This is a genomic window from Sphingomonas sp., assembly GCF_040398505.1.
Classification (GTDB): Bacteria; Pseudomonadota; Alphaproteobacteria; order Sphingomonadales; family Sphingomonadaceae; genus Sphingomonas.
In genome coordinates, this window is record NZ_JBBATX010000002.1 from 43,581 (window position 1) to 54,094 (window position 10,514).

Here is a 10,514-nt window from a genome sequence, read left to right on the forward strand (position 1 = left end):
TGTTTGGTCCTGGGGCCTTCCTCGCAATCTGCGTGCCAGAGTCGAAAGCGCGCGATTCCGGGGCGATGCGCGACCGATTGCGTTACAAAAGTGCAAATTTTTGTGCAGTTGCGAACGAATGCCTAAGAATCAGGCACGCCGGCGAGGATGTCGCGCGCGGCGGCCGCATCGTCTTCATCGACCATCACGCGCACGGGGATGAAGAACTGGCTGCCGTCGGCGATGCTGGCATTGCCGTCGAGCGCGACGGCGGGAATGTCGGCCGATTGCAGCAGGCCGATCACCATATGCGCTTCATTGCGCGCGTACCGCCCGATCTCGACGAGGCTCACGCGACGACGCGATCGGGCGTCCGGACGGGTAAGCCATCGATGCTGCGCTTTCCCGTGGCATAGCGTTCGAGTTGGGCGGTCTCGCTTTGCTGCGCATGGAATTTCGACAAAGTATCGCGCTCGCGCTCCAGTGTCATGAACGGCACGCTCCAGCCACAGCTCGTCTGGATCTCGTCGAGCGCGATTTCGAAAATCTGGCGTGTGCCTGGCAGCAAGGTGAAGTGGGCGCTGCGCTCGGCCCAGCGATCGTCCTGCGGCAGGATCGCGGTGCCGTGTCCGTACAAGCGCAGGATCAAGGCGGGCCGATCGAAGGCGCAGAACATGACCGTGATCCGCCCATCCGCAGCGAGATGCGCGTTGGTCTCATTGCCCGAGCCGCCGACGTCGAGATAGCCGACGGTCGTGTCACTGAGCACCCGGAAGCTGTCCATGCCCTTGGGGCTGAGGTTGATCCGCGCGCCCTCCGCTGCGGTGGCGACGAAGAAGACGGGTTGCTTGGCGATGAAGGCGCGATGATCGTCATTCAATGCCTTGAAGAATTCCATCATAGCCTCCTATCGCGAGCAGACGATCAATCCTCGAAGTGCAACGCGGCGGCCGCTCCGCCTGAAAGCGTGCTTGGCCGACGCGGGTCAGTCGGAGCGCCGTCTTTGATGGGACCGGGCGGGCGCTTGCGATTGGATGGCCGAAGGTTGCGCGCGAGGATGGCACGAATCGCCGGGTTGCGCCCCAAGATCAGGGATTCCAGATCCACTCTCCGCATCACGCTATCTCCTTACCGCAACGTCACATCGCCGTCCCGCCAACCGTCAGCCCTGCCACCAGCAAGGTCGGTTGCCCGACACCGGCCGGAACGCTCTGCCCGCCCTTGCCGCACATGCCGACGCCTTCATCCAAAGCGAAATCGTTGCCGATCCCCTCCACGCGGGTCAGGCAGCTCGGCCCGTCGCCGATCAGCGTCGCGCCCTTGATCGGCGCGCCGATCTTGCCGTTTTCGACGCGGTACGCCTCGGTGCAGCTGAACACGAATTTTCCGGATACGATGTCGACTTGCCCGCCGCCGAACGATTTGGCGAAGATGCCGTTCTTCATCCGGCTGAGCAATTCGGCGGGATCATCCTTGCCACCGCGCATGAAAGTGTTGGTCATGCGGGGCATCGGGGCGTGCGCGAAGCTTTCGCGGCGGCCATTGCCGGTCGGCGCGACGCCCATCAGGCGGGCGTTGAGGCGGTCCTGAATATAGCCCTTGAGGATCCCGTCCTCGATCAGCACATTCTCCTGTGTCGGCGTACCTTCATCGTCGATCGAGAGTGAGCCGCGCCGGTCGACGATCGAGCCGTCATCGACCACGGTGACGCCGGGGGCCGCGACGCGCTCACCGATCCGCCCCGAAAAGGCGCTGGTGCCCTTGCGGTTGAAATCGCCTTCGAGCCCGTGGCCGATCGCCTCGTGCAGCAGGATGCCGGGCCAGCCCGGTCCGAGCAATACGGTCATCTCGCCTGCGGGCGCATCGACCGCGTCGAGATTGACGAGACCTTGCGCCAGCGCCTCATCGATCGCGCGGTTCCAGGTCGTCGGCTCCATCAGGTCATTGTAGAGATAGCGCCCGCCAATCCCGAAGCTGCCCGTCTCGCGGCGGCCATTTTGCTCGACCACGATGCTGACGTTCAAGCGCACCAGCGGACGCACGTCGGTCGCGATGAAGCCGTCGGCGCGGACGATCTCGATCACGTTCCAGCTGCCCATCAGCGAAACCGAGACTTGTGCGACACGCGGATCGCGTGCGCGGGCGGCGGCGTCGATCGTCTGGCAGAGGTTCACCTTGTCGGCGAACGGGATCAGGTCGAGCGGATCGGCATCAGTATAGAGGTGGCGGTTGGTCGCGCGCGGTGGCGCGGCCTTTGGCGTGGCGGAGGGATCGATCAGCGCCATCGTCTCACTCGCGCGGCGGATCGCGGCGGCGCTCAGTTCATTGGCGTGCGCGAACGCGGTCATCTCGCCCGATACCGCGCGCAAGCCAAAGCCCGAATGCGTGTCGTAACTCGCGGTCTTCAGCCGCCCATCGTCAAAGCCGAACGCTTCGGACTTGCGATACTGCAGGTAAAGCTCGCCATCATCGGCCTTGCCGAGTGCTGCGGCGGTGAGCGCCTGCGCCTCGTGCGGGTCGAGCTGACCGTCATGATACAGGAAGGCGCGGGGGTCTGTCGGGCTGGTCATGCGACAGAGATAGGGACGCGGTGCGCCCGGGTAAATGGTGTCGAGGTCGTGACCGTGGTGATACCGTCACCCTTTACCGTCACCCCGGCCTTGTGCCGGGGTCCACCTCGCCGCGAATTCGGCGCTCGGTGCTCGAACAATCCCGCTGGATGCACGGTGGGCCCCGGCACGAGGCCGGGGTGACGGGAGAGCTATTTGGTCGGCAGCGTATAGGCCAGATCGTAATGGTGCGCGCCGCCGTCCATCTTGATCTCGAAGCTCCCTGCAATTCCCTCCAGCGCGCCGGTGCCGCTGTCGGGCGCGATCATCACCGAAAGATCGGCGCCGCCCGCCTTGTCGATCGTGCCGCGATGCAAAAGCAGAAAGCCCCCCGCCTTGCCATCGACGCTCCCGCTGAACTGATCGATCGCGACATAGCCCGCCGGTTGCCCCGGCTTGGGCGTGCCCGCCGCGAGCATTGTGCCGGTGGCGGTGCCGGTCATGCCGCCGCTGAAGCTCTTGGCGATCCCCATCCGGCTGGTCGGCAAGCCGCCTGTCGGCGCGTCGGTCTGCGCTTCAGGGGTCATCTTGACCTCGAACGTACCGGTCGCGTGGTGCATCGGGGTCCTTTCAGGCGATTGGGCGGCGGCGATCAGCGTGATGGGCAGCGCAAGCTGCGCCAGCAGCCGCCACCGCACGGTCACCGGCCTGCGCCGTCGCCATGATCGTGGAGCGTCGCTTGATCGGCCCCGTCGGCCGGGCCGCCGACCAGCACGAAGCGCCGGTCGCAATAGCCGCAATCGACATAGCCGCTCTCGTCAATCTCAAGAAAGACGCGCGGATGGCCGAGGCTTGCGCCGCCGGGAATGTCGGTCGCGCCGTCGCAAAGGTTGCGGGCATGGGTGACGCGGAGGATTTCGGGCGGGGCGATCATGGCGACCGCGATAGCAAGGCTGCCCCGTCCGAGCAATCGTCCCACGCGGTTTGTGTCGCTTAGGGTTGGCGGCGCGCGTTCAATCGACGTAAGGCGATTCGCATGACCGACGCCGCCATTTCGATCGCCAATCTGTGCAAGACCTATCAGGGTGGCAAGCGTGCGCTCGACGATGTGTCGTTCGATGTGCCGCGCGGGCAAATCTTCGGGCTGCTCGGGCCGAATGGCGCAGGCAAGTCGACGCTGATCAATATTCTGGCCGGCCTCGTCAACAAAACGAGCGGGTCGGCGTCGATCTGGGGCTTCGACATCGACAAGCACCCGCGCAATGCCAAAGTGTCGATCGGCATCGTCAATCAGGAAATCCTGTTCGACCCGTTCTTCTCGCCGGCCGAGACGCTGGAGATCCAGGCCGGGCTGTACGGCGTGCCCAAGGCCAAGCGCCGGACGATGGAATTGCTGCGCGCGGTGCATCTCGAGGACAAGGCCGATGCCTATGCCCGCACGCTCTCGGGCGGGATGAAGCGGCGGTTGATGGTGGCGAAAGCGATGGTGCATACGCCGCCAGTGCTGGTGCTCGATGAGCCGACGGCGGGCGTCGATATCGAGCTGCGCCAGCAGCTTTGGGCCTATGTCCGCGCGCTCAATGCGGCGGGCGTGACGGTGGTGCTGACGACGCATTATCTCGAGGAAGCCGAGCAATTGTGCGACCGGATCGCGATCATCAACCACGGCAAGGTGATCGCCAACAAGCCGACGCGCGAGCTGGTCGGCATGGCGACCGAGAAACTGGTCGAGGTGACGGTCGACCGTGATGTGGTCGCGCCGCCGGTTGCGGCGTGTTTCCAGAAGATCGAGCTCAAGGGCACGCGGACGCTCGCCATCACTTATGCCAAGGACAAGGTGAATGCGGGCCAGGTGCTCGCCGCGGTGCAGGCCGATGGCTACGGCATTGTGGACGTATCGACGCGCGAGGCCGATCTGGAGGATGTGTTCCTCAATTTGACGAGGGCTTCGAATGCGTGATTTTCTCCCCTCCCTGACAGGGAGGGGCCGGGGGTGGGTCGGCCCGAGTGGTGACCCAACGCCCGCCCCAAACCAACCCACCCCCAGCCCCGCCCTTCCAGGGAGCGGAGCACGATGACCCACATCTCCGACGTCCTCATCATCGGCTCCGGCGCGGCCGGGCTGACCGCCGCGCTCAACCTCGCCGATCGCTTCAAGGTCACCGTGCTCGCCAAGGGTGCGATGAACGAAGGCTCGACCGCCTGGGCGCAAGGCGGGATCGCCGCCGTGCTTGAGGAAGGCGATACGTTCGAGAGCCATATCGAAGACACGATGATCGCGGGCGCGGGCCTCAACGACCGTGCGACCGTGGAGTTCGTGGTGAGCCAGGCCCCCGCCGCGATCGCGCGGCTTGAAGAATTGGGCGTGCCCTTCGCCACAGAGGGGAATGCGCTCCACCTTACCCGCGAAGGCGGCCATTCACACCGCCGGATCGTGCACGTCGCCGATGCGACCGGCTGGGCGGTGCAGGAGGCGCTACAGCGCGCCGCGACCGATCACCCGAACATCACGCTCGTCCCCGACATGGTCGCGATCGACCTCGCCACCAGCCGCCACGAGGAACGCTATTCGGGCGCGGGCAATGTCTGGGGCGTCTATGCCGTCAACCGCGCGACCGGCCGGGTCGAGCTGTACACCGCGCGCGCGACGATCCTCGCCACCGGCGGCGCTGGCCGCACCTATCTCTTCTCGACCGCACCGCGTGGTGCGACCGGCGACGGCATCGCGATGGCATGGCGCGCGGGCGCGCGCGTCTCGAACATGGAGATGATGCAATTCCACCCGACCTGCCTCTACAATCTCGACGTCAAGAATTTCCTGATCACCGAGGCGGTGCGCGGCGAGGGCGGGCATTTGCTCATCCCCGAAACGGGCTATCGCTTCATGCCCGATTTCGATCCCCGGCTCGAACTCGCGCCGCGCGACGTGGTGGCGCGCGCGATCGACCATGAGATCAAGCGCCTCGGGCTCGATTACGTCCATCTCGACATCAGCCATAAAGGCGAGGCGTTCATCCGCGAGCATTTCCCCAACATTTACGAAAAGCTGATGGGCCTGGGGATCGACATGACCAAGGACCCGATCCCGGTCGTGCCGGCGCAGCATTACACCTGCGGCGGGGTGGTGATCGACCTCGACGGCCGCACCGATTTGCCGGGCCTCTATGCCGCGGGCGAATGCAGCGAGAGCGGGCTGCACGGCGCGAACCGGCTGGCGTCCAATTCGCTGCTCGAATGTTTCGTGTTCGGCGAAGCCTGCGCGGCGCATATCGCCGCGCATTGGGATGATTTGCCCGCGCCCCCGCCGATCCGCCCGTGGGATGAAAGCCGCGTGAGCGATTCGGACGAAGAGGTCGTGATCAAGCAGAACTGGACCGAAATCCGCCGCTTCATGTGGAATTATGTCGGGATCGTGCGCACCACCAAGCGACTCGAACGCGCGCAGCACCGCATCCGCCTGCTGACCGAGGAAGTGAACGATTATTACGGCCATTTCCGCGTGACGCCCGATCTGATCGAGCTGCGCAATTTGCTCCAGACCGCCGAGCTGATCGTGCGCTCGGCGCTGGCGCGGCATGAATCCCGCGGGCTGCATTACACGCTCGACTATCCCGATTTGCTGCCCGAGGCGCGCGATACCATTTTGGTGCCGTAAAAAAGCCCACTTGAGATCAATGCCATAGCAAATCGGGCGCGAACGATCGTCCCATCCTGTGTCACCTTCGCCTCATCTCATGCTTGCACGTGCGGGACTTCTCAACCCTCTTATGCTCCTGTCAGGAGATACGGGGGTTCAGGCACGGGGCAAGCAATGGTGGCGCAGATTTTTCCCGATCGATTTCCCAAGCGGCTCGCCGCGCTGCTGCTGAGCATTACGCTCGCCTCCTGTGTTCGCGATGCGCATGTGCCCGTCGCGACTGCCCCGCCGCCGCCGAGCGTCCCGCTACCGGTCCGCGCGCCTCCACCCCCCGCGCCGCGGGTCGTCAGCGCGCCCTCGGCGCTCGCCGCCAATGTCGCGACGCTGGTGCGCGACTTTGACGGGCGCGTCGGCGTCGCGGTGCGCAGCATCGATCAGGGCTGGTGCGTCGACAGCAATGGCGCGCAGCGCTTGCCGCAGCAAAGCGTCAGCAAATTGTGGGTCGCGATGACCGTGCTCGATCTGCGTGACGCCGGGCGGTTGCGGCTCGATGACCCAGTGACGGTGCGACGCGAGGATCTGACGCTGTTCCACCAGCCGATCGCGGCTTTGGTCAAGGGCGAGGATGGCTATCAGACGACGGTCGGCGAATTGCTGCAACGCGCGCTGACGATGAGCGACAATACCGCCAATGACCGGCTGCTGCGCTTTGTCGGCGGCCCGGGCGCGGTGCGTGATTTCCTGCAGCGTAAAGCGCTGGACAATATCCGCTTCGGCCCGGGCGAACGGCTGTTGCAGGCGCAGACGGCGGGCCTCATCTGGAAGCCCGATTTTGCGCTCGGCAACGCCTTTACCCGTGCCCGCGCGAAGCTGCCGACGCTCGATCGGATCGCGGCGTTCGAACGCTATGTGTCCGATCCGCCCGACGGCGCGGCCCCGATCGCGATCGCCAATGCGCTGGCGCGGTTGAAGCGAGGCGATCTGTTGTCGAAAGTCTCGAGCGACTATCTGATCGGGACGATGGAATCCTCACATACTGGCAAGCAGCGGATGCGCGGCGCGGTGCCGCCGGGCTGGAGCTTCGGGCACAAGACCGGCACGGGCCAAGATCTGGGCGGGCGTACCGCGGGCTATAACGATGTCGGCCTGCTGATCGCACCCGACGGAAAATCTTACGCGATCGCGGTGATGATCGGCGACACACCCAAATCCATTCCCGCCCGCCAGGCGCTGATGCAGGCGGTGGTGGCGAGCGTGGTGGCGAATCACGGTTAGAGTATCGTCCGTTTGATAGCGGATACCCTAACCCGTTCGCCCTGAGCTTGTCGAAGGGCAGCGTGCCACAGGTCCTGCACCGATTGTGGCACGCGGGGCTTCGACAGGCTCAGCCCGAACGGTGCCGAGGTTCAGGCGCAGCGCGCTTTAGGACGCGCGCAACTCGGGCTTGGGCAATGCGCCCCGCGCTGCTATCTCCCGCCAATGCCGCATCTCTATCTTGTCGATGGCTCGGGTTATATCTTCCGCGCCTATCACCGCCTCCCCCCGCTGACCAACGTGCATGGCGAGCCGGTCGGGGCCGTTTACGGCTATACCACGATGCTGTGGAAGCTCGCCGACGAACTCCACAAGGCCGACGGGCCGACGCATATGGCGGTGATCCTCGACAAAGCGTCGAAGACCTTCCGCAACGATCTCTACGACCAGTATAAGGCGCACCGCCCGCCCGCGCCCGAAGATTTGATCCCGCAATTCCCGATGATCCGCGATGCGACGCGCGCCTTTTCGCTGCCGTGCATCGAGACCGAGGGCCTGGAGGCCGACGATATTATCGCGTGCTATGCCAAGGCCGCGTTGGCGCAGGGGTGGGCGGTGACGATCGTGTCGGCGGACAAGGATTTGATGCAGTTGATCGAGCCCGGACTCGACCTGTACGACACGATGAACAACCGGCGGCTGGGCGCGGAGCATGTCGCCGAGAAATTTTTCGGCATCGCGCCGACGCAATTGGGCGATGTCCTCGCGCTGATGGGTGATACGGCCGATAATGTGCCGGGCGTCACCGGCGTTGGCCCAAAGACCGCGGCCAAGCTGATCCTCGAACATGGCGATCTCGAAAGCGTGCTGGCTGCCGCCCCGGCGATGAAGCCCGGCAAATTGCGCGACAATCTGATCGCGCAAGCCGACAATGCGCGGCTGTCCAAGGTGCTGGTCACGCTCAAAGGCGATGAGCCGCTGCCCGAGCCGCTCGAGGATTTCGAGTTGAAGGGCATTCCCGATGCCCCCTTGCGCGCCTTCCTCGAACATCACGGCTTCAAGTCGCTGCTCGCCAAATTGTCGGCGGTCGCCGATGCGCCGGTCACGCCGCACGCGCCGACCAAGATCACGCCCGTGGTCGAGGACCCGCCGTGCGACCATGATGGCTATGAGACGGTCATCGACGAAGCCGCGCTCGATCGCTGGATCGCTGGCGCGCGACACCAGGGCTGGATCGCGATCGATACCGAGACGACCGGGATCGACGCGACGCGCGCGGAACTGGTCGGCGTGAGTATGGCGCTGCATCCCAATCACGCTTGCTATGTGCCGCTCGGGCATGGTGGATCGGGCTTGTTTGCGGAAACCCCGCCGCAGCTCGACCGGGCGGTGGCGCTGGCCAAGCTCAAGCCGCTGCTCGAGGAGGCGGCGGTGCTCAAGATCGGGCACAATCTGAAATATGACATGATCGTGCTCGCGCGCGCTTATGCCGCAAGCGGCGGCGTGCAGATCGCGCCGATCGACGACACGATCCTGATGAGCTTCGATCTCGACGCAGGACTCCACGGACACGGCATGGACGAACTCGCGGCGACGCATTTGTCGCACAGCTGCATCGCGTTCAAGGACGTGGTCGGCACCGGCAAGGCGCAGCGGACTTTCAACGAAATCGATCTGGTGGCCGCAACGCGCTATGCCGCCGAGGATGCCGATGTGACGCTCCGGCTGTGGCGGCGCTTCAAGCCACGGCTCGCGGCCGAGCAGGCCACGCGCGTCTATGAAATGGTCGATCGCCCGTTGGCTGCCGTCATCGCGCAAATGGAGATGCACGGGATCAAGGTCGATGCGGCGCAGCTCGCCCGGCTATCGACCGAATTCGCGCACCAGATGGGCGGGCTCGAGGTCGAGATTCACGCGCTGGCAGGCGGTGCTTTCACGATCGGCAGCCCCAAGCAATTGGGCGATGTGCTGTTCGAGCGGATGGGGATCAAGGGTGGGCGCAAGGGCAAATCGGGGGTCTATTCGACCGATGTGACCGAGCTCGAACGGATCGCCGCCGACAAGGATTCGCCGGGCAAGGACATCGCCGCGAAAGTGCTTGACTGGCGGCAATTGTCGAAACTGAAATCGACCTATACCGATGCGCTGCAAGCGCAGATCAACCCCGCAACGGGGCGCGTGCACACTTCGTACAGTCTGACCGGCGCGCAGACCGGGCGGTTGTCCTCGACCGACCCGAATCTGCAGAACATCCCGATCCGCACCGAGATCGGCCGTCAGATCCGCGATGCCTTTGTGGCGGAGCCGGGCAATGTCCTGCTCGCCGCTGATTACAGCCAGATCGAACTCCGGCTCGCGGCGCATATGGCCGACGTGCCCGCGCTCAAACAGGCGTTTGCCGACGGGGCGGACATTCACAGCCTGACCGCGCAGGAATTGTTCGGCGAGGTCAATCGCGACACGCGCGGGCGCGCCAAGACGATCAACTTCGCGATCCTGTATGGGATCAGCCGCTGGGGCCTGGCCGGGCGGCTCGATGTGACGGCGGATGAAGCGCAGGCGATGATCGACCGCTATTTCGAACGCTTCCCCGGCATCCGCAATTACATTGCGCGGACGACCGAGGAAGTGCGCGAGAGTGGTTTCACCACCACATTGTTCGGGCGCAAATGCCATTTCCCGCGGATCAATTCCAAGCTGCAGCACGAGCGACAGGGTGCCGAACGCGCCGCGATCAACGCGCCGATCCAGGGGACATCCGCCGACATCATCAAGCGCGCGATGGTGCGGATGGGTCCGGCGCTGGCCGAGGCGGACCTTGGCCATGTGCGGATGCTGCTGCAAGTGCATGACGAATTGGTGTTCGAGCTGCCCGGAGGGGATGTGGCGGCGGCAGGCCCGGTGATCGAACGTGTGATGGCGACCGCGGCCGAACCGGCAATCGTGCTCGACGTGCCGCTGGGGATCGAGATCGGCACGGGTGTAAGCTGGGGCGCGGCGCATTGAGCAGCGCTGAGACAAAAGCGGGGGCGGGGGCCATCGACGGACGGACGACGGAGGAAATCGACGCACTCGCCAAGGGTGGGCGGACCAAT

The 10,514-nt window shown here is 64.9% G+C and carries 9 protein-coding genes; 4 read left to right on the top strand and 5 right to left on the bottom strand.

Translation table 11 applies throughout. From position 1 onward, the window contains the following. Positions 1-122 precede the first annotated feature (122 nt). The 5 genes from ABWP09_RS00680 to ABWP09_RS00700 all read right to left on the bottom strand — a co-directional run bounded on the left by ABWP09_RS00680 (position 123) and on the right by ABWP09_RS00700 (position 3,462). On the bottom strand, positions 123-332 hold the full coding sequence (locus ABWP09_RS00680) for a putative signal transducing protein (protein WP_353203242.1): 210 nt from the start codon (positions 330-332) through the stop codon (positions 123-125). After that, a complete protein-coding gene (locus ABWP09_RS00685) occupies positions 329-880 on the bottom strand; it encodes a pyridoxamine 5'-phosphate oxidase family protein (RefSeq protein WP_353203243.1) in 552 nt (183 codons plus the stop codon). Before ABWP09_RS00685 ends, ABWP09_RS00680 begins: the two co-directional genes overlap by 4 nt. A gap of 238 nt (positions 881-1,118) precedes the next feature. After that, complete coding sequence (gene tldD, locus ABWP09_RS00690; RefSeq protein ID WP_353203244.1) at positions 1,119-2,549, bottom strand: metalloprotease TldD; 1,431 nt, start codon at positions 2,547-2,549, stop codon at positions 1,119-1,121. A 191-nt stretch (positions 2,550-2,740) separates the two neighbouring features. Continuing rightward, the gene (locus ABWP09_RS00695) at positions 2,741-3,232 is read right to left on the bottom strand and encodes a DUF3224 domain-containing protein (RefSeq protein ID WP_353203245.1); all 492 of its coding nucleotides are present in this window, start codon (positions 3,230-3,232) and stop codon (positions 2,741-2,743) included. Beyond that, on the bottom strand, positions 3,229-3,462 hold the full coding sequence (locus ABWP09_RS00700; protein ID WP_353203246.1) for a zinc-finger domain-containing protein: 234 nt from the start codon (positions 3,460-3,462) through the stop codon (positions 3,229-3,231). Before ABWP09_RS00700 ends, ABWP09_RS00695 begins: the two co-directional genes overlap by 4 nt. A gap of 102 nt (positions 3,463-3,564) precedes the next feature. Between ABWP09_RS00700 and ABWP09_RS00705 the strand changes: the two genes are divergently transcribed. From ABWP09_RS00705 to polA, 4 genes are all read left to right on the top strand, one after another. Continuing rightward, positions 3,565-4,488 (top strand): ABC transporter ATP-binding protein, encoded by a 924-nt coding sequence (locus tag ABWP09_RS00705; RefSeq protein WP_353203247.1) that lies wholly within the window; start codon positions 3,565-3,567, stop codon positions 4,486-4,488. A 114-nt stretch (positions 4,489-4,602) separates the two neighbouring features. Beyond that, the gene (gene nadB, locus ABWP09_RS00710) at positions 4,603-6,183 is read left to right on the top strand and encodes an L-aspartate oxidase (protein WP_353203248.1); all 1,581 of its coding nucleotides are present in this window, start codon (positions 4,603-4,605) and stop codon (positions 6,181-6,183) included. A gap of 156 nt (positions 6,184-6,339) precedes the next feature. Continuing rightward, on the top strand, positions 6,340-7,440 hold the full coding sequence (locus ABWP09_RS00715) for a serine hydrolase (protein WP_353203249.1): 1,101 nt from the start codon (positions 6,340-6,342) through the stop codon (positions 7,438-7,440). Between the two features lie 204 nt (positions 7,441-7,644). After that, the gene (gene polA, locus ABWP09_RS00720; RefSeq protein WP_353203250.1) at positions 7,645-10,425 is read left to right on the top strand and encodes a DNA polymerase I; all 2,781 of its coding nucleotides are present in this window, start codon (positions 7,645-7,647) and stop codon (positions 10,423-10,425) included. Positions 10,426-10,514 lie beyond the last annotated feature (89 nt).

Bases quoted from the DNA above. Each gene is read 5' to 3' on its own strand.
- ABWP09_RS00715 (WP_353203249.1), top strand. From the start codon at position 6,340: ATGGTGGCGCAGATTTTTCCCGATCGATTTCCCAAGCGGCTCGCCGCG.
- ABWP09_RS00685 (WP_353203243.1), bottom strand. From the start codon at position 880: ATGATGGAATTCTTCAAGGCATTGAATGACGATCATCGCGCCTTCATC.
- nadB (WP_353203248.1), top strand. From the start codon at position 4,603: ATGACCCACATCTCCGACGTCCTCATCATCGGCTCCGGCGCGGCCGGG.
- ABWP09_RS00705 (WP_353203247.1), top strand. From the start codon at position 3,565: ATGACCGACGCCGCCATTTCGATCGCCAATCTGTGCAAGACCTATCAG.
- polA (WP_353203250.1), top strand. From the start codon at position 7,645: ATGCCGCATCTCTATCTTGTCGATGGCTCGGGTTATATCTTCCGCGCC.
- tldD (WP_353203244.1), bottom strand. From the start codon at position 2,549: ATGACCAGCCCGACAGACCCCCGCGCCTTCCTGTATCATGACGGTCAG.
- ABWP09_RS00700 (WP_353203246.1), bottom strand. From the start codon at position 3,462: ATGATCGCCCCGCCCGAAATCCTCCGCGTCACCCATGCCCGCAACCTT.